This is a genomic window from Nocardioides korecus (assembly GCF_054778395.1).
In genome coordinates, this window is the sequence record NZ_BAAGZO010000009.1 from 68,596 (window position 1) to 93,765 (window position 25,170).

General features: G+C 73.1%; 26 protein-coding genes. 14 read left to right on the forward strand and 12 right to left on the reverse strand.

Annotation, left to right across the window (positions count from 1 at the left end):
• The first annotated feature begins 43 nt into the window (after nucleotides 1-43).
• Together glgA and ACYVDA_RS17270 are read left to right on the forward strand one after the other, a co-directional pair.
• Nucleotides 44-1,231 (forward strand): glycogen synthase, encoded by a 1,188-nt coding sequence (glgA, locus tag ACYVDA_RS17265; RefSeq protein ID WP_460819686.1) that lies wholly within the window; start codon nucleotides 44-46, stop codon nucleotides 1,229-1,231.
• Between the two features lie 43 nt (nucleotides 1,232-1,274).
• Nucleotides 1,275-2,225: a quinone oxidoreductase family protein gene (locus ACYVDA_RS17270; RefSeq protein ID WP_460819688.1), complete on the forward strand. Its 951-nt coding sequence runs from the start codon at nucleotides 1,275-1,277 to the stop codon at nucleotides 2,223-2,225.
• 61 nt (nucleotides 2,226-2,286) lie between these two features.
• On the opposite strand, the gene ACYVDA_RS17275 is transcribed toward ACYVDA_RS17270, so the two are convergent.
• On the reverse strand, nucleotides 2,287-3,654 hold the full coding sequence (locus ACYVDA_RS17275; RefSeq protein ID WP_460819689.1) for a cation:dicarboxylate symporter family transporter: 1,368 nt from the start codon (nucleotides 3,652-3,654) through the stop codon (nucleotides 2,287-2,289).
• 168 nt (nucleotides 3,655-3,822) lie between these two features.
• On the opposite strand from ACYVDA_RS17275, the gene ACYVDA_RS17280 reads away from it, so the two are divergent.
• Nucleotides 3,823-5,424 (forward strand): sensor histidine kinase, encoded by a 1,602-nt coding sequence (locus ACYVDA_RS17280; RefSeq protein WP_460819691.1) that lies wholly within the window; start codon nucleotides 3,823-3,825, stop codon nucleotides 5,422-5,424.
• The gene (locus ACYVDA_RS17285) at nucleotides 5,421-6,131 is read left to right on the forward strand and encodes a response regulator (protein WP_460819692.1); all 711 of its coding nucleotides are present in this window, start codon (nucleotides 5,421-5,423) and stop codon (nucleotides 6,129-6,131) included. Before ACYVDA_RS17280 ends, ACYVDA_RS17285 begins: the two co-directional genes overlap by 4 nt.
• Before the next feature lie 277 nt (nucleotides 6,132-6,408).
• On the opposite strand, the gene ACYVDA_RS17290 is transcribed toward ACYVDA_RS17285, so the two are convergent.
• Nucleotides 6,409-7,893: a glycine hydroxymethyltransferase gene (locus tag ACYVDA_RS17290; protein WP_460819693.1), complete on the reverse strand. Its 1,485-nt coding sequence runs from the start codon at nucleotides 7,891-7,893 to the stop codon at nucleotides 6,409-6,411.
• Between the two features lie 124 nt (nucleotides 7,894-8,017).
• Here ACYVDA_RS17290 and ACYVDA_RS17295 point away from each other — a divergent pair, with 124 nt between their 5' ends.
• The 6 genes from ACYVDA_RS17295 (at nucleotide 8,018) to ACYVDA_RS17320 (ending at nucleotide 13,038) form a co-directional block, all read left to right on the forward strand.
• Complete coding sequence (locus ACYVDA_RS17295) at nucleotides 8,018-8,806, forward strand: heavy metal-binding domain-containing protein (RefSeq protein WP_460819694.1); 789 nt, start codon at nucleotides 8,018-8,020, stop codon at nucleotides 8,804-8,806.
• Between the two features lie 3 nt (nucleotides 8,807-8,809).
• On the forward strand, nucleotides 8,810-9,226 hold the full coding sequence (locus ACYVDA_RS17300) for a hypothetical protein (RefSeq protein WP_460819696.1): 417 nt from the start codon (nucleotides 8,810-8,812) through the stop codon (nucleotides 9,224-9,226).
• A gap of 302 nt (nucleotides 9,227-9,528) precedes the next feature.
• Entirely contained in the window at nucleotides 9,529-11,274 is a 1,746-nt protein-coding gene (locus tag ACYVDA_RS17305; RefSeq protein WP_460819697.1) for a nitrite/sulfite reductase, read from the forward strand.
• Nucleotides 11,271-11,471, forward strand: coding sequence for a hypothetical protein (locus ACYVDA_RS17310; protein ID WP_460819698.1), 201 nt, complete (start codon nucleotides 11,271-11,273; stop codon nucleotides 11,469-11,471). Before ACYVDA_RS17305 ends, ACYVDA_RS17310 begins: the two co-directional genes overlap by 4 nt.
• Before the next feature lie 2 nt (nucleotides 11,472-11,473).
• The gene (locus tag ACYVDA_RS17315; protein ID WP_460819839.1) at nucleotides 11,474-12,214 is read left to right on the forward strand and encodes a phosphoadenylyl-sulfate reductase; all 741 of its coding nucleotides are present in this window, start codon (nucleotides 11,474-11,476) and stop codon (nucleotides 12,212-12,214) included.
• A gap of 80 nt (nucleotides 12,215-12,294) precedes the next feature.
• The gene (locus tag ACYVDA_RS17320; protein ID WP_460819699.1) at nucleotides 12,295-13,038 is read left to right on the forward strand and encodes a sirohydrochlorin chelatase; all 744 of its coding nucleotides are present in this window, start codon (nucleotides 12,295-12,297) and stop codon (nucleotides 13,036-13,038) included.
• Nucleotides 13,039-13,162: 124 nt separating this feature from the next.
• Here the strand turns inward: ACYVDA_RS17320 and ACYVDA_RS17325 are convergent, their stop codons facing one another.
• From ACYVDA_RS17325 to ACYVDA_RS17335, 3 genes are read right to left on the reverse strand one after another with little or no spacing between them, the layout of a single operon-like run.
• A complete protein-coding gene (locus ACYVDA_RS17325; RefSeq protein ID WP_460819700.1) occupies nucleotides 13,163-13,573 on the reverse strand; it encodes a DUF3037 domain-containing protein in 411 nt (136 codons plus the stop codon).
• Nucleotides 13,570-14,337 carry a HipA family kinase gene (locus ACYVDA_RS17330; protein ID WP_460819701.1) on the reverse strand — a complete coding sequence of 256 codons (768 nt, stop codon included), beginning with the start codon at nucleotides 14,335-14,337 and terminating at the stop codon, nucleotides 13,570-13,572. The genes ACYVDA_RS17325 and ACYVDA_RS17330 overlap by 4 nt, the downstream gene beginning before the upstream one ends.
• Nucleotides 14,334-15,182, reverse strand: a complete 849-nt coding sequence (locus ACYVDA_RS17335; RefSeq protein WP_460819702.1) for a PPK2 family polyphosphate kinase — start codon at nucleotides 15,180-15,182, stop codon at nucleotides 14,334-14,336. Before ACYVDA_RS17335 ends, ACYVDA_RS17330 begins: the two co-directional genes overlap by 4 nt.
• Nucleotides 15,183-15,294: 112 nt before the next feature.
• Here ACYVDA_RS17335 and ACYVDA_RS17340 point away from each other — a divergent pair, with 112 nt between their 5' ends.
• Genes ACYVDA_RS17340 through ACYVDA_RS17350 form a run of 3 tightly spaced genes read left to right on the forward strand, consistent with a single transcriptional unit; the run spans nucleotide 15,295 to nucleotide 17,959 of the window.
• Complete coding sequence (locus ACYVDA_RS17340) at nucleotides 15,295-16,404, forward strand: ATP-dependent DNA ligase (protein WP_460819703.1); 1,110 nt, start codon at nucleotides 15,295-15,297, stop codon at nucleotides 16,402-16,404.
• Entirely contained in the window at nucleotides 16,401-16,937 is a 537-nt protein-coding gene (locus ACYVDA_RS17345) for a hypothetical protein (RefSeq protein ID WP_460819704.1), read from the forward strand. Before ACYVDA_RS17340 ends, ACYVDA_RS17345 begins: the two co-directional genes overlap by 4 nt.
• Nucleotides 16,938-16,996: 59 nt before the next feature.
• Entirely contained in the window at nucleotides 16,997-17,959 is a 963-nt protein-coding gene (locus ACYVDA_RS17350) for a DUF695 domain-containing protein (RefSeq protein WP_460819705.1), read from the forward strand.
• A gap of 13 nt (nucleotides 17,960-17,972) precedes the next feature.
• Here ACYVDA_RS17350 and ACYVDA_RS17355 read toward each other — a convergent pair whose 3' ends face one another.
• The 4 genes from ACYVDA_RS17355 to ACYVDA_RS17370 all read right to left on the reverse strand — a co-directional run bounded on the left by ACYVDA_RS17355 (nucleotide 17,973) and on the right by ACYVDA_RS17370 (nucleotide 21,980).
• Nucleotides 17,973-19,058 (reverse strand): DNA polymerase domain-containing protein, encoded by a 1,086-nt coding sequence (locus ACYVDA_RS17355; protein WP_460819706.1) that lies wholly within the window; start codon nucleotides 19,056-19,058, stop codon nucleotides 17,973-17,975.
• Between the two features lie 115 nt (nucleotides 19,059-19,173).
• Entirely contained in the window at nucleotides 19,174-19,623 is a 450-nt protein-coding gene (locus tag ACYVDA_RS17360; protein ID WP_460819707.1) for a hypothetical protein, read from the reverse strand.
• 52 nt (nucleotides 19,624-19,675) lie between these two features.
• Complete coding sequence (locus ACYVDA_RS17365) at nucleotides 19,676-20,872, reverse strand: fatty acid desaturase family protein (protein WP_460819708.1); 1,197 nt, start codon at nucleotides 20,870-20,872, stop codon at nucleotides 19,676-19,678.
• Between the two features lie 31 nt (nucleotides 20,873-20,903).
• On the reverse strand, nucleotides 20,904-21,980 hold the full coding sequence (locus tag ACYVDA_RS17370; protein ID WP_460819709.1) for a ferredoxin reductase: 1,077 nt from the start codon (nucleotides 21,978-21,980) through the stop codon (nucleotides 20,904-20,906).
• A 152-nt stretch (nucleotides 21,981-22,132) separates the two neighbouring features.
• Here ACYVDA_RS17370 and msrB point away from each other — a divergent pair, with 152 nt between their 5' ends.
• Nucleotides 22,133-22,552, forward strand: coding sequence for a peptide-methionine (R)-S-oxide reductase MsrB (gene msrB / locus ACYVDA_RS17375; RefSeq protein WP_460819710.1), 420 nt, complete (start codon nucleotides 22,133-22,135; stop codon nucleotides 22,550-22,552).
• Nucleotides 22,553-22,570: 18 nt separating this feature from the next.
• Here the strand turns inward: msrB and ACYVDA_RS17380 are convergent, their stop codons facing one another.
• From ACYVDA_RS17380 to hemG, 3 genes are read right to left on the reverse strand one after another with little or no spacing between them, the layout of a single operon-like run.
• Entirely contained in the window at nucleotides 22,571-23,002 is a 432-nt protein-coding gene (locus ACYVDA_RS17380) for a YdeI/OmpD-associated family protein (protein WP_460819711.1), read from the reverse strand.
• Nucleotides 23,003-23,028: 26 nt separating this feature from the next.
• Nucleotides 23,029-23,727, reverse strand: coding sequence for a hydrogen peroxide-dependent heme synthase (gene hemQ / locus ACYVDA_RS17385; RefSeq protein WP_460819712.1), 699 nt, complete (start codon nucleotides 23,725-23,727; stop codon nucleotides 23,029-23,031).
• The gene (hemG, locus tag ACYVDA_RS17390; protein WP_460819713.1) at nucleotides 23,724-25,169 is read right to left on the reverse strand and encodes a protoporphyrinogen oxidase; all 1,446 of its coding nucleotides are present in this window, start codon (nucleotides 25,167-25,169) and stop codon (nucleotides 23,724-23,726) included. The genes hemQ and hemG overlap by 4 nt, the downstream gene beginning before the upstream one ends.
• Nucleotide 25,170: the final 1 nt, after the last annotated feature.

Here is a 25,170-nt window from a genome sequence, read left to right on the forward strand (position 1 = left end):
TAGTGGTGACGTGGGCCACTGTGCGAGCGCTAGGTTGAGCGCCATGCGCATCGACGTGCTGAGCAAGGAGTACCCGCCCGAGATCTACGGCGGCGCCGGGGTCCACGTGGCCGAGCTGGTCCGGGCCCTCCGGGCGGTGGACGGCGTCGACACCCGGGTCCACGCCTTCGGGTCCGAGCGGGCCGAGGCCGGCACGACGGGGTACGCCGACCCGCCCGGGCTGAGCCGGGCCAACGCGGCGATCCGCACGCTGGGCGTCGACCTCGAGATGGTCGGCGGCTGCGCCGGGACCGACCTGGTCCACTCCCACACCTGGTACGCCAACATGGCCGGGCACCTCGCCGGGCTGCTGCACGGGGTCCCCCACGTCGTCTCGGCGCACAGCCTGGAGCCGATGCGGCCCTGGAAGGCCGAGCAGCTGGGAGGCGGGTACGCCGTGTCGAGCTGGGTCGAGCGGACGGCATACGAGTCGGCGGCCGCGGTGATCGCGGTGAGCGCGGCCATGCGCGAGGACGTGCTCCGCAGCTACCCCGCCGTCGACCCCGAGCGTGTCCACGTCGTGCACAACGGCATCGACACCGACGACTGGGCCCCGCGCCACGACCCCGACCGGGCCCGCGAGCTCGGGCTGGACCCCGACCGCCCCAGCGTCATCTTCGTCGGCCGGATCACCCGCCAGAAGGGCTTGCCTCTGTTCCTGCGCGCCGCCGCCCAGCTGCCGCCGGAGGTGCAGCTGGTGCTCTGCGCCGGCGCGCCGGACACCCCCGAGATCGAGGCCGAGGTCCGCGGGCTGGTCGACGGGCTCGCGACCGAGCGCGACGGCGTCGTCTGGATCGCCGAGATGCTGCCCCGCGACGACGTGACGACGCTCCTGACCGCCGCGACGGTCTTCGCCTGCCCCTCGATCTACGAGCCGCTCGGCATCGTCAACCTCGAGGCGATGTCGTGCGAGACCGCGGTGGTCGCGACGGCGACCGGTGGCATCCCGGAGGTGGTGGTGCACGGCGAGACCGGGTGGCTGGTGCCGATCGACCAGGCCACCGACGGGACCGGGACGCCCCTGGACCCCGAGCAGTACGTCGCGGACCTCGCGGCGGCGCTGAACGACGCGGTCTCCGACCCCGAGCGCGCCCGCCGGAGGGGCGAGGCGGGGCGTCGACGGGCCCAGGAGCACTTCAGCTGGCCCGCGATCGCCGGGCGCACCCTGGAGATCTACCGCTCGCTGGTCTGACCCGCCGAGGGAATGCTGGTGGCCCACCGACGTTGGGCCCGGTATGCGAGCTATCGGAATCAACCAGTTCGGCGGACCTGACGCACTCGAGGTCCTGGACCTCCCCGAGCCCCACGCGGGTCCTGGCGAGGTGCGCATCCGCGTGCACGCCGCCACCGTCAACCCCACCGACACCGGCCTGCGCTCCGGGGCGTACGGCGACCGGCCCGGCGACCACGACGCCCCCTGGATCCCCGGCATGGACGCCGCGGGCGTGATCAGCGAGGTCGGCGACGGCGTCACCGGCTTCGAGGTCGGGCAGCGGGTGGCCGCCCTGGTCCTGCCCGCCGGCCCGCACGGAGGGGCGTACGCCGAGGAGCTGGTCGTCCCGGCCGCCTCCGCCGTGGCCCTGCCCGAGAGCACCCAGGACACCGACCTCGTCGCCTGGTCGACCCTGCTGATGAACGCCATGACGGCCCGCCTGGCCCTGGAGGCCTTCGACCTCCCCGGCGGCTCGACCATCGCGGTGACCGGCGCGGCCGGGTCGTTCGGCGGCTACGTCGTGCAGCTGGCCAAGCTGGCCGGCCTGCGCGTGATCGCCGACGCCGCCGAGAAGGACGTCGAGCTGGTCCGCTCGCTGGGCGCCGACGAGATCGTGGAGCGCGGTGACGACGTCGTCGCCCGGATCCGCGAGATCGCCCCCGACGGCGTCGACGCCCTGGCCGACGGCTCGGTGCAGAACGGCGCCGTCCTCGGTGCGGTCAAGGACGGCGGCGCGATGGCGACCGTGCGCGGCTGGGACGGCCCGTCCGAGCGCGGCATCAGCGTGCACCCCGTGATGGTCTTCGGGGCCGCCGAGCGCACCGACGAGCTCCGGGCCCTGGTCGACGCGGCCGCGCGGGGCGACCTGACCCTGCGGGTGGCCCGGACCTTCCCGGCCGCCGAGGCCGCCGACGCCCACCGCCTCCTCGAGGGTGGCGGCGTCCGCGGACGGATCGTGCTCGACCTGTCCTGAGCCCAGACGCCGACGGCCCGGTCCCCCTCGTCGGGGGCCGGGCCGTCGGCGTACGGGCAGGTCAGCGGGTCGCGGCGAGCTCCCCGTCGCGGGCCGTCGAGGTCTCGGCCGGGCCGTCGCCGTGGTCGTCGACCATGGTGGTCTCGTCGAACGGCGCCTGGCCGGCCAGCACGCGGTCCAGCTGCGGGCGGTCCAAGGTGCCGGTCCACTGGCCCACCAGGATGGTGGCGATGGCGTTGCCGGCGAAGTTGGTGACCGCCCGGGCCTCGGACATGAAGCGGTCGATGCCCACGATCAGGCCCACGCCGTCGAGCAGCTCGGGCCGGTGCGAGGACAGCCCGCCGGCCAGCGTGGCCAGGCCGGCGCCGGTGACGCCGGCGGCGCCCTTGGAGGCGATGATCATGAACAGCAGCAGCGAGAACTGCTCGCCGATGCTGAGCGGCTTGTTCAGGGCCTCGGCGATGAAGATCGAGGCCATCGTCAGGTAGATCGCGGTGCCGTCGAGGTTGAAGGAGTAGCCCGTCGGGACCACCACGCCGACGGTGGTCTTCTCGACCCCGGCGTGGTTCATCTTCGCGATCAGACGGGGCAGCGCCGACTCCGAGGACGAGGTCGAGACGATCAGCAGGAACTCGCGCCCCAGGTAGCGGAAGAGGCTGAGCACGTTCACGCCCGTGACCACCTTGAGGATCGTGCCGAGCACGACGAAGACGAACAGGAAGCACGTGATGTAGAAGGCGATCATCAGCGTGGCCAGGCTCTTGAGCGCGTCGACACCGGTCTCACCGACGACGGCGGCGATCGCGGCGAAGGCGCCGACGGGAGCGGCCCACATGATCATCGAGAGCACCCGGAAGACCAGGCGCTGCACGTGGCCGATGCCGCCCAGGATCGGCTGCCCCGCGCGGCCCATGGCCTGGAGGGCGAAGCCGACCAGGAGCGCCACGAGCAGGGTCTGCAGCACCTCGCCGGAGGTCAGGGCGGAGAACAGCGAGTCGGGCACCATGCCGGTGATGAAGTCGGTGGTCGAGCCGGCGGCCTCGGCGGCCTGCTCCTTGCCGACGCCCGCGACGTCCTTGGTCAGGTTCAGCCCGGCGCCGGGGTCGATCAGGTTGCCCACGAGCATCCCGATGCCCAGGGCCACGGTCGACATGGTCAGGAAGTAGCCGAGGGCCAGGCCGCCGACCTTGCCGACGCTGGCGGCGCTGCGCACCGAGCCGACGCCGATGACCAGGGTGCAGAAGATGACCGGCTGGATCATCATCTTGATCAGGGCCACGAAGGTGGTGCCGATCCACTTCAGGCCGACCGCGAAGTCGGGGAAGACCAGGCCGGTGACGGCGCCCAGGACGACCGCGACGATGACGGCGATGTAGAGGAAGTGCGTGCGGTCCCGCTTGACCGGCGCTCCCTGGGTGGTGCTGCTCATGGTTCCTCCGACTGCTGCTCGTGGCTCGCTCTCGCGACCGGGCGGTGCCCTGCGTCACATCCTGGGGCGCCCTGTGACAGCGGTCACCCTTGTGGTCGTTGTGTTCACCGGGCGCGGTGGCGGCCCGCGTCCGGGCCGCACGCCCGCGCGGTGGGGCATGATGCGCCCATGGCCGGCCGAGGAGCTCACGAGAGCCCCGTCGCCCGCCAGATCCTGGTGCTCCAGGTCCTCGTCGTGCTCGTGCTGGTGCTCGCCGCGGTGGCCCTGGCCGCCGCCGACACCCGCCGCGACGTGCGCAGCAGCGCGCGCGACGAGGCCGTCTCGGTCGCCCTGTCGGTCGCCGACGCCCCCTCGGTCCGCGAGGCCGTGAGCAGCAGCGACCCCAGCGCCCGTCTCCAGCCGTACGCCGAGCAGGTGCGCGCCGACACCCACGTCGACTTCGTGGTCGTGATGGACCTCCAGCGCCGGCGCTTCACCCACCCCACGCCGGGCCGGATCGGCGAGCGCTTCGTGGGCGACGTCGGTGGCGCACCGCAGGGTCGCGTCTTCACCCAGGAGTACGCCGGCACCCTCGGCCCCTCCATCCGCGCGGTCGTCCCGGTCCGGAGCTCGGCCTCCGGCACGGGCCGGGTCGTCGCGCTGGTCTCGGTCGGGATCCGCGTGACCCGGGTCGACCGCCAGCTCTCCCAGGACCTGCCCACGATCTTCGCCGCCGGCCTGGTGGCGCTGCTGGTCGGCGTGGCCGGCGCCGTCGCGATCAGCCGGCGGCTGCGGCGCCAGACCCACGGGATGGGCGAGCAGGAGATCACCCGGATGTACGAGTACTACCGAGCCGTCCTGGGAGCCGTCCGCGAGGGCCTCCTGCTGGTCGACGCGGGAGGCCGGGTGCAGCTGGTCAACGACGAGGCCCGCCGGCTGCTCGCCCTGCCCGCCGACGTCGAGGGGCGCTCGCTGGCCGACCTCGGACTGCCCCCGGGCCTGGTCGAGGCGGCGGGGCGCGACACCGCCGAGCCCGACACCATCTACGTCCTGGGCGACCACGTGCTGGTGGTCAGCTCGGCCCCGGCGCTGTGGGAGGGCAGCGAGGTCGGGGCCGTGGTCACGCTGCGCGACCGGACCGAGCTCCAGGCGGTGACCGGTGAGCTCGACGTGGTGCGCGGGCTGACCGAGTCACTGCGGGCCCAGACCCACGAGGCGGCCAACCGGCTGCACAGCGTGGTGTCGCTGATCGAGATGGGCCACCCCGACCGGGCGGTCGCCTTCGCCACCGAGGAGCTCCAGGTCGCCCAGGTGCTCACCGACCGGGTGCTCGGCGCCGTCCAGGAGCCCGTCCTGGCGGCGCTGCTGCTGGGCAAGACCGCCGACGCCGCCGAGCGCGGGATTGAGCTGGTGGTCTCCGGCGAGGTGGCCGGCGAGGACCTCCCGGTGCGCTCCCGCGACCTGGTCACGGTGGTCGGCAACCTGGTCGACAACGCCCTGGACGCGGTCGGGTCGGCCGAGGACCCGTCCGTCCGGCGCGTGGTGACGGTGCACGTCGAGGGCGACGAGGAGCACGTCCGGGTGGTCGTGGAGGACGGCGGGCCCGGCGTACGGCCGGAGGACGCGGAGCGGGTGCTCGAGCGCGGCTGGTCCACCAAGGCGGCGGGCGGGCGCGGGATCGGGCTGGCCCTGGTCGGCCAGGTCGCACGGGCCCACCAGGGCACGGTCGAGGTCGCGGAGTCGTCCCTGGGCGGCGCCCGCTTCACGGTCGTGCTGGAGGCCCGCGGATGAGCGCCGGCACCCCGGACGCCCCCCTGCCGGTGCGGGTGCTGGTCGTGGAGGACGAGGAGCTCGCGGCGCAGGCCCACGCGGCGTACGTCGGGCGGGTGGCGGGCTTCGAGCTCGCGGGCGTCGCCCGCTCGGCGGCCGAGGCGGTGCGGCTGCTGGCGTCGGGGACCGGCGTCGACCTGGTCCTGCTCGACATGCACCTGCCCGACGGGCACGGCCTCGCGCTGCTCCAGCGGCTGCGGGCCGCGGGCCACCTGGTCGACGTGATCGCCGTGACGTCGGCGCGCGACGCCGACGTGGTCCGCCGGGCGGTGGCGCAGGGGGTCGTGCTCTACCTGCTCAAGCCGTTCTCGTTCGCGGCGTTCCGCACCAAGCTCGAGCAGTACGCCGCCTACCGCGCCCGCCTGGCCGGCACCGCCACCGACGTGGTCCAGGACGACGTCGACCAGCTCTTCGGCGCCCTGCGGGCCCGCGGCACCGGCGCCGGCCTCCCCAAGGGAATGAGCCTGGACTCGTTGCGCCAGGTGACCGAGGCGCTACGAGCCGCCCCGACCGGGATGTCGGCCAAGGAGGTCGCCGAGGTCATCGGCGTCTCCCGCGTCACCGCCCGCCGCTACCTCGAGCACCTCGCCGACGACGGCTCCGTCGACCGCTCCCCCCGGTACGGCGGCACCGGCCGCCCCGAGGTCGCCTACCTCTGGCGCCAGTGACCCCGAGAGGGGATCCCTACCGCGCCGAGAGGGGATCCCCCGCACGCCCTACCCCGCCGAGAGGGGATTCCGTGCACGGCGTACGCCGCCGAGAGGGGGATCCCCGCACGGCGTACGCCGCCGACAGGACGACCGCCTGCAGCAGCACGTGCGCTGATCCCCCGCTCAGCGCCCCCGAGTGTGCGCGGATCCCCCGCTCGGCGTGACTGGTTGTGCGCGGATCCCCCACTCGGCGGCTCTGGGCGTGCGCGGATGCCCCTGTCGGCGAGGACCTGCCTCAGCTCAGGACGAGGCCCGGGTAGAGCGGGTGCTTGTCGAGCATCTCGGCGGAGCGGTCCTTGACGCGGTCGGCGACGCCGTCCTCGGTGACGTACGTCGCCTTGGAGGGGGCGCCCGCCTTGTTGGTGCCGGCCTGGGTCTTGGTGAGCACCTCGACGACCAGGTCGGCGACGGTGTCGAACTCACTCGAGCCGAAGCCGCGGGTGGTCAGCGCCGGGGTGCCGAAGCGGATGCCGGAGGTGTACCACGCACCGTTGGGGTCGCTGGGCACGGAGTTGCGGTTGGTCACGACGCCCGCGTCGAGCAGCGCCGACTCGGCCTGGCGGCCGGTGAGGCCGAAGCCGGAGACGTCGAGCAGCACGATGTGGTTGTCGGTGCCGCCGGTGACCAGCTTCGCGCCGCGGGTCAGGAAGCCCTCGGCCAGGGACTTCGCGTTGTCGGCGATGTTCTGGGCGTAGGTCTGGAAGGCGGGCTGGCGCGCCTCGGCCAGCGCGACGGCCTTCGCGGCCATCACGTGCGAGAGCGGGCCGCCGAGCACCATCGGGCAGCCGCGGTCGACGTCGGCCGCGAACTCGTCGGTGGCCAGGACCATGCCGCCGCGCGGTCCGCGCAGCGACTTGTGGGTCGTGGTGGTGACCACGTGGGCGTGGGGCACCGGGTCCTCGTCGCCGGTGAACACCTTGCCGGCGACCAGACCGGCGAAGTGGGCCATGTCGACCATCAGCACGGCGCCGACCTCGTCGGCGATCTCGCGCATCGTCGCGAAGTTCACCCGGCGGGGGTACGCCGAGTAGCCGGCCACCAGGACCAGCGGCTTGAACTCCCGGGCCTTGGCCCGCACGGCGTCGTAGTCCAGCAGCCCCGTCTCCGGGTCCGTGCCGTACTGCTGCTGGTGGAACATCTTGCCGCTGATGTTGGGGCGGAAGCCGTGGGTGAGGTGACCGCCAGCGTCCAACGACATGCCGAGCAGGCGCTGGTTGCCGAGCTCGTGGCGCAGCTGCTCCCACTCGGCCTCGGTGATCTCGTTGACGTTCTTCGCGCCCAGCTTCGCCAGCGCGGGGGTCTCGACCCGGTTGGCCAGGATGGACCAGAACGCCACCAGGTTGGCGTCGATGCCGGAGTGCGGCTGGACGTAGGCGTACTGCGCCCCGAACAGCTCGCGGGCGTGCTCGGCGGCGAGCCGCTCGACGGTGTCGACGTTCTGGCAGGCGGCGTAGAAGCGGTGGCCCGCGGTGCCCTCGGCGTACTTGTCGCTGAACCAGGTGCCCATCGTGAGCAGCGTGGCCGGCGAGGCGTAGTTCTCCGAGGCGATCAGCTTCAGCGACCCGCGCTGGTCGGCCAGCTCCTGGCGGGTGGCCTCGGCGATGCGGGGCTCGACGGAGGCGATGACCTCCAGGGCCGCGTCGTAGGCGGTCGAGGCGGCCTTGGCGTAGGCCGGGGCGCCGGAGCGGTCGGAGAGGTCACCGGTGAGTTCGTCGGTCATGGGCGCCAGCCTAGTCGTCGCGTCGGGCACCGCGAGGGTGCGGAGTCTCCTACTCTGGCCGGTGGCGGTCGCCGCGCGGGAGCGTCCGCACGAGCAGCCGTCCCGCGCCGTCCCAGGAGGCCCCATGACCGACGACCTGCGCCCCGACTCCGTGGCCTCGGCCCGACTGGGCGAGGTGGGTCGCCTGTGGACCTCGGACCTGTCGGTCAACGAGTTCGCGCTGCTGGACACCGCAGGGTTCCGACCCCTCGAGTTCGTGATGGGCAGCTCGGTCTTCCACGTCGGCTGGCAGCAGCAGAACATGCGCCAGTCGGTGGAGCTGGGCACCCTGAGCCAGGCGATGTACACCGCCCGGATGAACGCGATGGGCCGGATGATGGCCGAGGCCGCCCAGGTCGGCGCCGACGGCGTCGTCGGGACCCGGCTGACCTTCCGCCGCCACGGCATCAGCGCCGACCACATCGAGTTCATCGCCGTCGGCACGGCGGTGATCTCCAAGGACTCCCCCGGCGCGCTGCTGCGCACCGATGGCTACCCCTTCTCCAGCCACCTCAACGTCCAGGACTTCTACACGCTGCTGCGCACCGGCCACGTGCCGGTCGAGTTCGTGATGGGCGTCTGCGTCTGGCACGTCGCCGCCCAGGGCCTGATGCAGACCATGCGCCAGATGGGTCAGAACGTCGAGATGCCGCAGTGGACCCAGGGCTACTACGACGCCCGCGAGACCGCCCTGACGCGGATGCAGGCCGAGGCCGAGCGGGTCCAGGCCAGCGGCATCACCGGCGTCGAGTGGTCGGCCAACGAGTGGATGTGGGGCACCCACACCCTGGAGTTCTTCACCTCCGGCACGGCCGTGCGCCGGGTCAGCGACGCCTCGACGGTCGACCCCACGCTCGTCCTCCCGCTGGGCTGAGCCGTGACGCCACCCGCGGCCCCGTCGTACGTCGACCCCCGCGACCCCGCCGCCGTCGCCCGCGTCCTGGACGCCGTGGTGGGTGCCACCGGGCTGCCCGGCCTGCTCGACCTGGTCGGGCGGCTGCCCGGGGTGCGCGTCGAGCCCGGCGTGACCAAGGGACTCTTCCGCGCCGCCGTCCCGTCCTCCACCTGGCTGGGGCCGGAGAACCGCCTGCTGCTGGTCGAGGGACCGGCCGGCGCCCACCTGGAGCACCACCACGTCGTCGGCGGCATCACGCTCGCCCGCGACGTCCTGGGCCCGGACCGCGCCGGCGGCACGCTCGCCCGCCTGGTGGGTCCGGCGGCGTCCGCGACCGGGCCGGCGGGCCTCGCCGAGGCCACCGCGGTCCTGAGCGCCTACGCCGAGCTCTACCCCTAGGAGGCCGTTCCTACCGTCGGTGTGACGTGGGCAACACGTACCCGCCGGAGGAGGCGACAGGTCGTCCACATCCCGGACATGCGTCTCACGACATGAGATTGATATTTGTGAGAGCCCCGTCCGAGGAATGAGACTCGGGAGCATGCTCGCCGCCGACACCTCGACCCACCTCGTGACCCGCCGTCACGTGGACCTGGGTCGCACGCGCAGCAGCATGTGTCGTCCCGTCGTGTGACGCCGCGCCGGAGCGCGGCCCCCCGGGCCTGCACGGCCCTCCCCCGACCCCAGGACGAGATCACCTCATGAGCAGCACCGCGACTCCCCCCAGCGCCAGCACCCCGGCCGGCGGCCGCGTCGGCCGTTCGGGCCGTGCCCGCCCCAAGCGCGGCGAGGGGCAGTGGGCCCTGGGCTACAACGAGCCCCTGAACAAGAACGAGCAGTCCAAGAAGGACGACAACCCGCTCAACGTCCGCGCCCGGATCATCAACACCTACTCCAAGCGCGGCTTCGCCTCCATCGACCCGGCCGACCTGCGCGGTCGCTTCCGCTGGATGGGCCTCTACACCCAGCGCGCCCCGGGCTTCGACGGCGGCAAGACCGCGACCGTGCCCGAGGAGGAGCTCGACGCCGAGTTCTTCATGCTCCGCGTGCGCAGCGACGGCGAGCTGCTCGACGCCGAGAAGCTGCGCACCCTGGGTGGCATCTCCACGGACTTCGCCCGCGGCACCGCCGACATCACCGACCGGCAGAACATCCAGTACCACTGGATCCAGGTCGAGGACGTCCCCGAGATCTGGGACCGCCTCGACGCCTGCGGCATGACCAGCCTGGAGGCCTGCGGCGACTCGCCCCGGCCGTTCCTGGGCTCGCCGGTCGCCGGGGTCTCGTCGGAGGAGATCATCGACGCCACCCCCGCGCTGGAGGAGATCAAGCGCCGCTACATCGGCAACCCGGAGTACTCGAACCTGCCGCGCAAGTTCAAGACCTCCGCGAGCGGCCACCCCAGCCACGACTGCGTGCCCTCCATCAACGACGTCTCGTTCGTGGGCACCGTCCACCCCGAGCACGGCGCCGGCTTCGACCTGTGGGTCGGCGGCGGTCTCTCGACCAACCCGATGCTGGCCCAGAAGCTCGGCGTGTGGATCCCCCTCGAGGAGGTCCCCGACGCGTGGGAGGCCGTCGCCGCGGTGTTCCGCGACTACGGCTACCGCCGGCTGCGCTCCCGCGCGCGCCTGAAGTTCCTGGTCGCCGACTGGGGCGTGGAGAAGTTCCGCCAGGTCCTCCAGGACGAGTACCTCCACCGCGAGCTGGTCGACAACGCCTCCCCCGAGCCGTCCGGCGACGCCGGCGACCACGTCGGGGTGCACCCGCAGAAGGACGGCCGGTTCTACCTCGGCCTGGCCCCGACCGCGGGCCGCATCGACGGCGCCACCCTGACCCGCGTGGGCGACCTCGTGGAGAAGTACGGCGCCGACGGCGCCCGCCTGACCGCCCAGCAGAAGCTCGTCGTGCTCGGGGTCGAGGAGGACAAGGTCGAGGACCTGGTCGCCGAGCTCGACGCGGCCGGGCTGCAGGCCCGGCCCTCGCACTGGCGCCGGTCGACCATGGCCTGCACCGGCATCGAGTTCTGCAAGCTGGCGATCGTCGACACCAAGCAGCGCGCCATCGACCTCGTGGGCGAGCTCGAGCAGCGCTTCCCCGACCTCGACACCCCCGTCACGATCAACGTCAACGGCTGCCCCAACGCCTGCGCCCGCACCCAGGTCGCCGACATCGGCCTCAAGGGCATGCTCGTGCTCGACGACGACGGCCAGCAGGTCGAGGGCTTCCAGGTCCACCTCGGTGGCGGCCTCGGGCTCGGCGCCGACTTCGGCAAGAAGCTGCGCGCTCACAAGGTCACCAGCACCGCGCTCGACGACTACGTGACCGTCGTGGTGGGCAACTACCTCGCCGACCGCGAGGCCGGCGAGGCCTTCGCCACGTGGGCCGTGCGCGCCGACGAGGTGCTCCTGCGCGGCGACAAGTCGCTGGCCGAGGACGCCTCGTGAGCGCCGGCGGCTCCGCACGGGCGGTGCCCTTCCACTGCGCCTACTGCGGCGACGAGAACCTCTTCCCCCACGAGTCCGCCGACGGCCCCGGCCACGGCGAGTGGGAATGCCGCTCGTGCCTGCGGGTGTTCAAGATCAGCATGATCGCCACTCTCCCCCGTCCCGCGTCCGCCGGCACCGCAGGGGGTCGGTCGTGACCATCCCCAGCACCCTGGCCGCCCGCGACTTCCGCGGGTCCATCACCGAGGGCCGCTCGACCGAGGAGCTCAAGGAGATCGTCTTCCACGTCGGCGCCGAGCTCGAGCTCGCCCCGGCCGAGGACATCGTCGAGTGGGCGGTGGCGACCTTCGGGTCGCGGTTCTGCGTCACCTCCTCGATGAGCGACGCCGTCCTCGCCCACGTGGCCGCCAAGGTCCACCCGGGCGTCGACGTCGTCTTCCTCGACACCGGCTACCACTTCGCCGAGACCATCGGCACCCGTGACGCCGTGGCCGCCACCATGCCGGTCACCCTGATCGACATCACGCCCGTGCAGTCGGTGGCCGAGCAGGACGCGACGTACGGCAAGGACCTGTTCAAGACCGACCCCGACCTGTGCTGCAAGCTGCGCAAGGTGCAGCCGCTGGCCGAGGGCCTCGCGGCGTACGACGCCTGGGCCACCGGCCTGCGTCGCGCCGAGACCCACAACCGCGTCATCGCGCCGGTCGTCGGGTGGGACGAGAAGAAGCAGAAGGTCAAGGTCTCCCCGCTGGCGCGCTGGACCGACGAGGACGTCGACCGCTACGTCGCCGAGAACGGGATCCTGATCAACCCGCTGCACTACGACGACTACCCCTCGATCGGCTGCTGGCCCTGCACCGCCCGCGTCGCCCCCGGCGAGGACCCCCGCTCGGGGCGCTGGGCGGGCCAGAACAAGACCGAGTGCGGCATCCACCAGTAGCTCACTCCCCGCCACCCCCACCTCCACACCGCGACCGACAACGGCGTACGGCGCACGAGATCGAAGGGAACGGTTCCACCATGACCGCTCCAGCCCTGATCACCCTGGCCCACGGCTCACGTGACCCCCGCTCGTCGGCCACCGTCGAGGCCCTCGTCGCCGAGACCCGCGCGATGCGTCCCGACCTGCGCATCGAGCCCGCGTTCCTGGAGCTGTCCCGCCCGTCGTTCGCGACCGTCGTGGACCGCCTCGTGCGCGCCGGGTACGACGAGGTGGTGGTCGTCCCGCTGCTCCTGAACGACGCCTACCACGCCAACGTCGACGTGCCCGCGGTCGTCGCCGCGGCCACTGACCGGCACCCGGGCCTGCAGATCCGGGTCACCCGCATCCTGGGCCTCGAGCCCGGCTTCCTCGACGTGGTCGACCGCCGCCTGCGCGACGCCCTGCGCGACGCCCGGGTGCGCGAGCTCGACGCCCTCGTCCTGGCCGCCGCCGGCTCCTCCGACGCCCTGGCCAACCAGGCCGTCGCCCGGCTGGCCCGCGTCTGGGGCTCGCGCCACAAGCTCCCGGTCACCGCGGCCTTCGCCTCCGCCGCTCCCCCGGCCACCGGCGAGGCCGTGCGCGCCTTCCGCGCCGAGGGCCGCCGCCACGTCGCGGTCGCCTCGATGTTCCTCGCGCCGGGCTTCCTGCCCGACCGTGCGGCCGAGCTCGCCCTGGAGGCCGGCGCGGTCGCCGTCTCGGCCCCCCTCGGCTCCGACCCCGTCCTGGCCCGCACCATCCTCGCCCGCTACGCCGTCGGCGCTGTCGACCTCGTCCCGGTCTGAGGCGTTCGCCCTGAGGTCGTGAGAAGCCGTCTGATCCCCGGCTAGCCGGGGAACAGATGGCTTGTCGGCTGAACGTTCGGCCGACCACCCGACTGATCCCCGGCTAGCCGGGGATCAGTCGGTGCTACCCGGCGTACAGCCGCACGAGACGGGCGAGGGAGGCGGCGGGGTCGTCGGTGAGGCCGCCGTGGACGGGGCCGGGCTGGACGACGGTGCTGCGCGGAGCGCGCAGGAGGCCGAAGCGGGTGCTGGGGGTGTCCGCGACCTCCCGGGTGCCGTACGCCGTGGCGCGCGACCCCACGGCCAGGTCGAGCCGGGCCGAGCCGGCGCAGACCTCCTCGACGCCGCGCAGGGCCCGTCGCACGGAGGACACGTCGATGCCGGGGTCGAGGGCTCGCAGCCGGGCGTCGTCGACGTGGGACGCGCTGCCCAGGAAGTCCAGGGCGTGGCAGAACACCACCACCCCGACGTTGAGGAACTCCTCGCGCTCGACGCGGGGGACGCAGCGCAGGACGACGTACTGGTAGCCCTTCACGCCGCCCCCGCCCCGGGCAGCCACGCTCGCGGCGAGCCCACCCGGGCGAGCAGGAAGTCGACGTAGCGCTGCCGCACGGCCTCGGGCGTCTCGGCCCCCGGCACCGGCTCGAGCCACTCGTCGGGCACCTGCGCCACCACCTCGGCCAGCGCGGCCGGGGTCAGCCGGGCGGCGAGCGCCTCGTCCTGGGCCCGTGCCTGCTCGGCGAAGCGGCCCAGGATGTGCTCGCTGGCGTCGTAGGGCTGGGCCGCGAACCGCTCCGGGCTGCCGGTCCCGCCGGGCCAGGAGTAGTGGAAGTAGAGCGCCGCCCCGTGGTCGATCGCCCACAGCGCCCCGCTCCACAGCAGCAGGTTGGGGTTGCGCCAGGACCGGTCGACGTTGGCGCAGAGCGCGTCCAGCCACAGGATCCGACCCGCCAGGTCCGGGTCGGGCTCGTAGGAGGCGTCGTACCCGAACGCCCGGTGCAGCAGGTCCACCCCGAGGTTGAGCCCGAGGCTGCGGGTGAGCAGGTCCTGGACCTCCTCGTCGGCCTCGTAGCGGGCGATCTCGGAGGCCAGGTCGACGGTGACCAGCTCGGGCACCGGCACCTCGAGCAGCCCGGCCACACCGGCCACGACCACCTCGGCCACCAGCACGCGCAGGCCCTGACCGGCGCCGCGGAACTTGCAGACGTAGACCCCCAGGTCGTCGGCCTCGACGATGCCGGGCAGGGAGCCGCCCTCGCGCAGAGGGGTGACGAACCGGGTGGCGCGCACGTGCCTCACGACGACGGGCGCTCCTGCAGCCGGGCGCGCTGCTCCTCCACGTCGTACGCCGGCTCGGGCCAGCCCAGGTCCATGCCGCGCAGGGCCTCCAGCAGCAGGCTGGCCACGGCCCAGTTGCGGTAGGCCTTGTGGTCCGCGGGGACGACGTACCACGGCGCGGCCTCGGTGCCGCAGCGCTCCAGGGCGGCCTCGTAGGCGCGCTCGTAGTCGCGCCAGTGCGCCCGCTCGTCGACGTCGCCGGGCTTGAACTTCCACTGCTTGGCCGGGTCGTCGAGCCGGGCGAGCAGGCGCTCGCGCTGCTCCTCGGCGGAGATGTGCAAGAAGCACTTCACGATCACCACGCCGTCGTCGACCAGGGCCTTCTCCCAGGCGGCGATCGCGTCGTAGCGCCGGTCGAGCTCGGCCGCGTCGACGGACTCGTGGACCCGGGTGACCAGCACGTCCTCGTAGTGGGACCGGTCGAAGACCCCCACCACGCCCGGGGCCGGGAGCGCCCGGTCGATGCGCCACAGGAAGTCGTGCGCCAGCTCCTCCTCGGTCGGCCGCTTGAACGAGGTCAGCCGCAGCCCGTTGGGGCTGAGCAGGCCGAGCGCCTTGTCGATGACGCCGCCCTTGCCGGAGGTGTCCATGCCCTGGAGCACGACCAGCACCCGGCGCCGGCCGCCGGTGTAGGCGTCGGCGAAGAGCCGCTCCTGGAGGTCGGCCAGCTCCTCGGCCAGGTCGGCCAGAGCCTGCTCGGCCTCCTCTCGGCCACCTTTCAGCCCGGGGGTGGCGCCCGCGTCCAGGTCGGCGAGCCGGACCGGTCCGGGAGCGAGGCGCAGCTGGTCGGTGATCTCGTAGGCCATGCCCGGAGTATGGCCCACCGCGAGGTCCCCGGGGAGGGTCTCCGGGACGGGTCTCGCGACCGGGACGGACCGGGGCGGGACGGCCGTCGGTGCCGCCGACTACGGTCGTGGGGTGGACCTGCCCGTGATGCCGCCCGTGCGCCCGATGCTGGCCAAGTCGGTTGCCGGCATCCCCGACCCCGCCAAGCACGAGGGCGGGCTCACCTTCGAGCCCAAGTGGGACGGCTTCCGCTGCCTGGTGTTCAAGGACGGGGACGAGGTCGAGCTCACCTCGCGCAACACCAAGCCGCTGACGCGCTACTTCCCCGAGGTCGTCGCCGCCGTGCGCGAGACCCTCCCCGAGCGCTGCGTGCTCGACGGCGAGCTCTTCGTGGCCGTCGGCCCGCGCCTGGAGTTCGAGGTGCTCCAGGAGCGCATCCACCCCGCGGCCTCGCGCATCGCCACCCTGGCCGAGCGCACCCCGGCGGCGTTCGTGGCCTTCGACCTGCTGGCGCTGGGCGAGGAGTCCCTGGTCGACCGGCCCTTCGCCGAGCGCCGGGCCCGGCTCGAGCAGGCCCTGGGGTCGCTGACCGGCCCCACCACCTACCTGACCCGGGTCACCCAGGACGTCGCCGAGGCCGCGAGCTGGTTCGAGGTCTTCGAGGGCGCCGGGCTCGACGGCGTCGTCGCCAAGCCCAACGCCTCGTCGTACGCCGAGAACGCGCGGACCATGCTCAAGATCAAGCACGCCCGCACCGCCGACGTCGTGGTCGCGGGCTACCGCCTGCACAAGACCTCCACGCCCGAGCGCCCGCTGCTCGGCTCCCTGCTCCTGGGCCTGTACGCCGACGGCGCGCTGCAGCACGTCGGCGTCGCCGCGTCCTTCACCGAGAAGAGGCGCGCCGAGCTGGTCGAGGAGCTGCGCCCGCTGGAGTGCGACGTCTCCGAGCACCCGTGGAGCGCCTGGGCCGGGAACGCGATCGCCAACCCGGACCGGGTGCCGGGCACCCAGAGCCGCTGGAGCGCAGGCAAGGACCTCTCGTTCACGCCGCTGCGCCCCGAGCGGGTGCTCGAGGTGGGCTACGAGCACATGGAGGGCCGGCGCTTCCGCCACACCGCTCAGTTCAAGCGGTGGCGCGACGACCGCGACCCCGAGTCGTGCGGCTACGAGCAGCTCGAGGAGCCGGCACGCTACGACCTCACTAGGATCCTGGGCACCGACACCACTGGAGGTGGGTCATGAGCGACTACGACGTCGTCCTGCTGGCAGAACAACCCCTGACGGCCGTCGACGCAGCCAACCTGCGCGGCCTGCACGGTGACATCGAGGACCCGGTGGTCTACCACCTGCTCCTGCCCGCCGAGGACGCCTCGGCGCGCGTGGAGGGCGCCATGGGCAGCATCTCCACCGGCGAGGTGCTCTCGACGCCGCCCGTGGCCCTGGCCCCCGAGGACGTCGCGCACCTGCGCGACGAGCTGCTGGAGCAGTGCCGCAGCGGGGTCGAGGCCAGCGTGGCCGAGATCGCCGCCGCCGGGGGGCGCGCCGTCGGCGAGCCGGTCACGATCGAGCCGATCGAGGCCCTGGCCGCCAAGGTGCGCGAGGTCGACGCCCGTGAGGTCATCATCATGACCCGACCCCACGTGGTCGCGGAGTTCTTCCACCTCGACTGGACCTCCAAGGCCCGGCGCAAGCTCGGCGTACCGGTCCTGCACCTCCTGGAGCACGAGAACTTCGACGAGCAGGCCGGCGAGGGCGAAGGGATCAGCGGGTTCTAGTGGCGCTGTTCCGACGCTCGCAAGACCCCGTCCCGGGGCCCGACCCCACCCATGCACGCGTGGAGGCGTTCTGGCGGTGGTGGACCGAGGAGGGCCGCGCCGCCGCCGGGACCGCCGAGGGCGCCACCGGGCTGGGCGAGCACCTGGCCCCCCTCGGCCTGACCGGTGAGGTGCTGGCCGACGAGCAGACCCGACCGGTGCTCCTGGTCGTGGCCGGTGGGGATCCCGAGCGCCGGGCGACAGCGCGACGGCTCGTCCTGGCGGCGCCCGAGGACGACGGCTGGACGGTCACCGACCACCGGCCCGCCTCCCCCGCTCCCGAGGAGGTCGTGCTGTTCTCCGACGGCGAGCTGGTCGACCTCGACCGGGTCCGGGTCGCGGCCCGGATGCAGGGCTCGCAGATGGACGTCACGGTCCACCACCCGGCGTACGCCGACCTCTCGGCCGAGTCGCGCCAGGCCCTCACCATGCAGGCCCTCGACGCGACGCTGGGCGAGCTCGGCACGGAGCTGTGGATCGGCGACATCGAGGCGTCCCCGACCCCGCCGGTCGACGGGTTCGGCCTGGTCGCCCTGCGCTCGGTCGTGCGGGACCTCGAGCGCCAGCACGTCGACGCCGACGGGGCGCCCCGCTGGGTGCAGCTCCAGGGCCAGGGGCCCTCGGGCCGGCTCACGGCGCTGGTGCGACGGCTGCTGGTGCCCGCCACGGCACCCCATCTCGACACCTACGTCTCGGTCTCGCTGCCCTACCGGGGGCGTGACTCCCAGGGGCTCCCCGACGAGGCGACGGCGGCCGCCCTGGACGCCTTCGCCGCGCGCCTGACCGAGGAGCTGGGGAGCCGTGGCGAGCTCGTGGCCCACCTCAGCACCGGCGGGACCCGCACGCTCCACCTCTTCCTCGACTCCACCACCGACGCCGTCGACCAGCTGACGGCCGCGGCCAACGGGTGGCAGGGCGGACGCGCCAAGGTGCACGCCATGCACGACCCCGCCTGGGACGCCGTCGCCCACCTGCGTCAGTAGGCCGCACCCGCCGTCACTGGTCCTCGACCCGGTTGCCCGACTCGTCCCAGTGCTCGGCGACCTTCTTGCTGGGCTGCACCCGCGGCGGCTCCCCCGGCTGCTTGGGGTAGTCCGGGGGCCAGTTCAGCTCCCCGCCGGGCAGGGTCTCCCACAGCTCCAGCAACGGCGCGAGCGAGTGCCCGACGTCGTCGAGGCCCGCCCACGGGTCGCCGTCGGCCAGGCGGTCCCGGACGCTGCCCAGGTGGAGGTCACGGGGGTCCTCCAGCTCGGCGAGCTGCTCCCAGGTCAGGGGGGTGCTCACCGGCGCACCGGGCCGCGCCCGCAGGCTCCACGCGCTGGCGATGGTGCGGTCGCGCAGGTTCTGGTTGTAGTCCAGGAAGACCCGCTCGCCCCGCTGCTCCTTCCACCAGGCCGTGGTGACCCCGGCGTCGCGCCGCTCCAGCTCCCGGCCGAGCCCGATGGCCCCGTGGCGCACCTCGTCGAAGGTCCAGCGCGGCTCGAGCCGCACGTAGACGTGCACGCCACGGTTCCCGCTCGTCTTGGCGTACGCCGTCAGCCCGAGCTCGGCGAGCAGCTCACGCATCGTCTCGGCCACGCGGCGCACGTCGGCGAAGGTCGTGCCGGGCTGGGGGTCCAGGTCGAGCCGCAGCTCGTCGGGGTGGTCGACGTCCGGGCGGCGCACCGGCCAGGGGTGGAACGTCAGGGCCCCCATCTGAGCGGCCCAGACCAGCGACGCCGGCTCGGTGGGGCACAGCTCGTCGGCGGTGCGGCCGCTGGGGAAGCGGATCTCGACGGTCTCCACGAAGTCCGGGGCCCCTCGGGGCAGCCGCTTCTGGTAGAAGCCGTCGCCGCCGCGGTCCTGCGGGCCGGTCGCCAGGCGCATGCCCTCGCGCCAGCCGTCGGGCCAGCGCTCCATGGCCGTGGGCCGCTCCCTCACCGCCCGCATCATGGTCTCGCCGACGTCGGCGAAGTACTCGCACACCGCCAGCTTGGTGACCGCCGGCGTCCGGTCGGTCGCCTCGTAGACCACCCGGTCGGGGCTGGAGACACGCACCTCGCGCTCGCCCACCGTCACCATCGCCGCTGCGGTCTTCGCCATGGGCCCACGCTAGAGGCTCGCCCCGACAGGACGCAGGTGGCGGGCCGGACGCGGGAACGACGCACGGCCCGGGCGGGTCGCCCGGGCCGTGCGTCGAGGGATCCTGCTCGGTCGCTCAGACCACCGTGAGGGGCGCGAGCGGGGTCACGGACCCCGACGTCCCGCCCGCGAGGCCGTCACGCTCATCCTCGATCACCGAGTTGGGTGCGAACACCGGCCGGCGGTCGACGGAGTCGTGCGTGGGACGCACGAACTCGAAGCCCGCGGTGGTCACGAGCACCCAGCGCTCCGGCTGCTTGGCCTGTCCCAGCGCCACGCCCCACGTCCGCGCCCAGTGCCGCAGGGCGTGCTCGGCGCACGCCCGGTGGGTGGGCGGGAAGTGGAAGGCGTTGGCCTCGGCCTCCTCGGCAGTGCCGAGGAAGACCACGGGCCGGTCCAGGGTCTGCGCGCAGACCCCGCAGATCCGGCTGAGCGCACACTGCGTCACCCGCATCTTGTCCAGACCGAGGTCACCCTTGCTGGCGAACGGCAGGTCCCCGATGCCGACGGTCGGCTGGTCGATCATCCGGGGCCCCCGGCGGGGCGGGAGCGCAACGAGCGCCTCGTGGGGGTGGTGGTCACGCAGAGGCCCGGGAGGTCCAGTTGCCGGTCTCCGCACGACGGGTGGGACGCTCGTCGTCCTTCTTGCGGCCACGCGGCACGTCGGGGCCCGCGGGACCGTCGTGGCGGTCGGGCTTGGTGAACTTGTTGGGCAGCGCCAGCTTGTGGATCGTGCGGAGCACCTGGCTGTACTGCTTGTAGAGCGGCCCGGTGGTGTAGGGGATGCCGTTCTGCTCCAGGACCGGGCGCACGCGCGCGGCGATCTCGGGGTAGCGGTTGCTGGGCAGGTCCGGGAACAGGTGGTGCTCGATCTGGTAGCCCAGGTTGCCCGACATCACGTGCAGGAACGGGCTGCCCTCGAAGTTCGCGGAGCCGAGCGCCTGGCGCAGGTACCACTCGGCGCGGGTCTCGTCCTCGATCTCCTCCTCGGTGAAGTGCAGGGCACCGTCGGGGAAGTGACCGCAGAAGATGATCATGTAGGACCACAGGTTGCGCGAGAGGTTGGCCAGGGCGTTGGCCTTGGCGGTCTCCACGAACGCGGGACCGGTCAGCAGCGGGAACAGGATGTAGTCCTTGCCGACCTGGCGGCGGACCTTGACCCCGATCTGCTTGAGCTGCTTCTTCATCAGCTTGGGGTCCTTCTGACCCTTGCGGATGGCCTCGATGTCGAGGTCGTGCAGGGCGACGCCCCACTGGAACAGCGTGGCGAGCATCGCGTTGTAGATCGGGTTGCCCAGGTTGAAGGGGTTCCACTTCTGCTCGCGCGCCATCCGGAGGATGCCGTACCCGATGTCGTTGTCGTGGCCCAGCACGTTGGTGAACTGGTGGTGCACGTAGTTGTGGCTGTGCTTCCACTGCTCGGCGGGCTGGGTGGTGTCCCACTCCCAGGTGCTGGAGTGGATCTCGGGGTCGTTCATCCAGTCCCACTGGCCGTGCATGACGTTGTGGCCGATCTCCATGTTCTCCAGGATCTTGGCCGCGCCGAGCATGGCGGCACCGGCGAAGAAGGCCGGCTTCCACTTGCTGGCGAACAGGGTGATGCGACCGGCGGCGGCGAGGCGGCGCTGGACCGTGATCAGCCGGTTGATGTACGCCGCGTCGCCGGCGCCGCGGGACTCCTCGATGTCCTTGCGGATCTGGTCGAACTGGCGACCGATCTCCTCCACCTCCTCCGGTGTGAGATGGGTGTAGTCCTTGACGTCGGCGATGGCCATGCTTCTCCCTCTGCTTCTCGCGGTGTGGTGGTCAGATGTCGAGCTTGCAGTCGCCGGCCAGGGCCGTGACGCAGGTCTGGATGGGCTCGTTGGGCCCGGAGTACTCGTCGCCGCTGCGCAGGTCGCGCACGGTGCCCTCGACGAGGGTGATGGTGCAGGTGTGGCAGATGCCCATGCGGCAGCCGTAGGGCAGGCCGACACCGGCCTCCTCGCCCGCCTCGAGCACGGTGGTCGCACCGTCCACCTCGACCGACTTCTGCGAGTTGGTGAAGGTCAGCGTGCCGCCCTCGCCCCCCTCGCCGCCGAGGTCGAGGGAGAACCGCTCGAGGTGCAGGTGGTCCTCGAGACCGGCCTGCTCCCAGTGCTCCTCGCAGGCGTCCAGCATCGGAGCAGGACCGCAGGCGTAGGTCTCGCGGTCCTTCCAGTCCGGGCAGACCCGGTCCAGGTCCTTCATCTCGAGCATGCCGTCGTCGTCGGTGTGCTGCTCGTGCAGTCGGAAGCCCTCGTGCTTCTCGCTCAGGGCGAGCAGCTCGTCGCGGAAGATCATCCGGTCCCGCGTCGGCGAGCTGTAGGCCAGCACCACGTCGGGCACGGTGCCGCGACGGTCCAGGGTGCGCAGCATCGACATCACCGGGGTGATGCCGCTGCCGCCGACCAGGAAGAACAGCTTCGCCGGCGGCGGGTCGGGGAGCACGAAGTCGCCGTTGGGGGCGGCCAGGCGCAGGATCGTGCCCGGCTCCAGGCCGTTGACGAGGTGGTCGGACAGGAAGCCCTCGGGCATCGCGCGCACGGTGATCGCGATGGTGCGACCCGTCCGCTTGGGGGCCGAGGACACCGAGTAGGAGCGCCAGTGGATCTTGCCGTCGACCTGGATGCCGATGCCGACGTACTGCCCGGCGACGTGCTCGTAGCGCCAGCCCCAGCCGGGCCGGATCACGATGGTCGCCGCGTCGTCGGTCTCGGGGATGACCTTCTCGATGCGGCCACGCAGCTCGCGCGAGGTCCACAGCGGGTTCACCAGCCGCAGGTAGTCGTCCGGGGCCAGCGGCGTCGTGAGCCGCGCCCCCACCTTGCGGACCTCAGCCCACGAGACCTTCTCAACGACCATGCGTGCGCTACCTCCGTTGTTGGGTGGACCCCGGTGGTCAGTGAACAGGTGTCCACTGACCACGTCAAGGGCCCTGGTGACCGATCTCACCAGTGCGGCCCGAGTCTGCACCACCCAGGTACCCCGCTTGAGGGCTTTCGTACTCTTGAGACATGACCTACCGCGTGCAGAAGTCCGAGGCCGAGTGGCGCGAGGAGCTGGGGGCCGACGAGTACAAGGTCCTGCGCCAGGCGGGCACCGAGGCGCCGTACGTCGGTGAGTACACCGACACCAAGACGGTCGGCACCTACCGCTGCCGCGCGTGCCAGGCCGAGCTGTTCACCTCGGAGACCAAGTTCGACTCCCACTGCGGCTGGCCGTCGTTCTACGCGCCCCTGGCCGGCGACTCCGTGGAGTACGTCGAGGACCGGTCCTTCGGCAGCGTCCGCACCGAGGTCCGCTGCGCGGCCTGCGGCTCCCACCTCGGGCACGTCTTCGAGGGCGAGGGCTACGGCACGCCGACCGACCAGCGCTACTGCATCAACTCGATCAGCATGACCCTCGAGCCCACCGCGGGCCCCGAGGACGCCTGACCACCTCGCCCGCGGTGGTCAGGACAGGCTGTCCACGACCCTGGTGACGCGACGCTCGCGGGTCGCCGCGGCCTTGGCCTCCTCGACCTGACGCACGTGCTCCTTGCGGCGCGAGGGGGCCAGCCCGTCGAACGCGTCGCGCAGGCCCGCGTCCGCGAGCGCGCGGGCCAGGTCGTCGGGGACCTCCACGGTGCGCGGGGCGGTGTCCACCTCCACCGTGACCTCGTGCTCCTCCCCCGCCGCCACCCCGGAGGCGGCCCGCTCGGCGGCGTTGACGCCGACCAGGTGTCGTCCGCCCATGACGGCGGTCCGCGAGCGGTAGGTGTGGCCGTTGACCGTGACGGTCACCGGCACCCGCACGCCGCCCAGCGCCGCCACGACGTCGTCGGGCAGCTCGATGCCGACGTTGTTCCCGCCGGCGGCCAAGAGCGTGGTGGTGAAGGTGGGCACGGCGGGCTCCTCGGTGGGGCGGCAGGTCAGGGCAGCGCGGTGAGCAGCTCGGTCGGCGTGCGCCGGCGACCGGTGTAGAACGGCAGCTCCTCGCGCACGTGACGACGGGCCTCGGAGGCGCGCAGGTGGCGCATCAGGTCCACGATGCGGTGCAGCTCGTCGGCCTCGAAGGCCAGCAGCCACTCGTAGTCGCCGAGCGCGAAGCTGGCCACGGTGTTGGCCCGCACGTCGGGGAAGCCCCGGGCCATCTGGCCGTGCTCGGCGAGCATGGCGCGGCGCTCGGAGTCCTCGAGGAGGTACCAGTCGTAGGAGCGCACGAAGGGGTAGACGCAGACGTAGTCGCGCGCGTCCTCACCGGCCAGGAACGCCGGGATGTGGCTCTTGTTGAACTCCGCGGGGCGGTGCAGCGCGACCTGGGACCAGACCGGGTCCAGGCGGCGACCGAAGCGGGTGCGGCGCAGCTGGTGGTAGGCCGCCTGGACCTGCTCGACGGTCTCGGCGTGCCACCAGACCATCAGGTCGGCGTCGGCGCGCAGGCCGGCAACGTCGTACAGCCCGCGGACCAGGACGTCGTCGGCCTCCAGCTTGGCGAACAGGTCGTCGACCTCGCGGGCCTCGGCCTCGCGGTCGGCCTCGCCCAGGACGTCGCGCAGGCGGAACACCGACCACATCGTGTAGCGGATGGTGTCGTTGAGCTCGCGTGCCTTCTTGCCGGTCGACGTCATGGGTCCAGTGTCCCAAAGGTGGCCAACAGCTCGGCCACCGCCCGGTGGGCCGAGGCGATGCAGGCCGGGATGCCCACGCCGTCGTACGTCGACCCGCAGACCGCCAGCCCCGGCACGGCCGCCACCGCGCGCCGGACGTCGGCGACCCGGGCCAGGTGGCCCACGGCGTACTGCGGCAGGGCGCCGCCCCAGCGCTGGACGTGGGTGTCGACCGGGGGCACGGCCAGCCCGGTCGCCTCGGCCAGGTCGGCCAGGGCGAGGGCGACCAGCTCCTCGTCGCTGCGCTGGAGGGTCGCCTCCTCCCGGTGGCGCCCCATCGAGCAGCGCAGCACCAGCAGCGGCTCGGTCGTGCCGGCGGCCCCCGCCTCCCGGACCCAGGCCCACTTGGCGAAGGAGAAGGTCGCCGCCTTGATCCGGTGCCCGTCCACGGGCGGGACCAGGAAGCCCGACCCGGCCACGTCGGGGAAGGAGGCGGCGGGGAGGGCCAGGGTGACCACGGCCATCGACGCCGCCTCGACCCCCTCCAGCACGGCGGCGGCGCGGGGGGCGGCGGTGCCGAGCAGGCGCGCGGTGGCACGGGCGGGCGTGGCCAGGACGACGGCGTCGGCGTGCACGACCTCGGGGTCGTGGGCCGAGCCGACCACCATCTTCCAGCCCCGCTCGTCGCGACGCAGCTCGCGCACGGTCACGCCGGTGCGGACCTCGACCCCCGGGGTCGCGGCCAGGGCGTCGGGCAGCCGGCCGACGCCTCCGCGGATGCCGGCGAAGACCGGCGGGGCGGTGGCGGGGTCCAGCGGCGGCGGGAGCGCCGACGCGGCCGCGCGGACCAGCGAGGGGTCGCGCTCGAGGAGGGCCACGAGCTGCGGCACGGCGGCGCGGGCGGAGAGCTCGCGGGCGTGACCGGCGTACACCCCACCCAGGAGCGGCTCGACCAGCCGGTCGACGACCTCGTCGCCGAGCCGCTGCCCGACCAGGTCGCCGACGCTGACGTCGTCGGTGCCCAGCTCGGTGGCCGGGAGCTCGGCGTCGAGCCGCGCCCGCGCGACGCCGGCGGGCGACACGACGCCGTCGAGGGTGTCGAGGTCCAGGGGCACCCCCATCAGCGTCCGCGGCATCGGCACCAGCCGGCCGCGGGTCCAGAGGTTGGCCGCCGTGGTCGCGGGGTGGACCAGGTCCTCGGCCAGGTCGGTGCCGCGGACCAGGTCGACGCCCTCGGGACGGCGGTTCAGCATCGCCTCGGCCCCGACGTCGACGCGGACCCCGCCGACCTCCTCGGTGCGCAGGCTGCCGCCCAGGCGCGGGGAGGCCTCCAGCACGGTCACGCGGGCGCCGGGGAGGTCCGGACGGTCGCGCAGCTCCTGGGCCAGGCGGCGTGCGGCGGTGAGTCCCGAGACGCCCCCGCCGACCACGACCACGTGCAGCGGGTCGGGCGTCGGGATCACG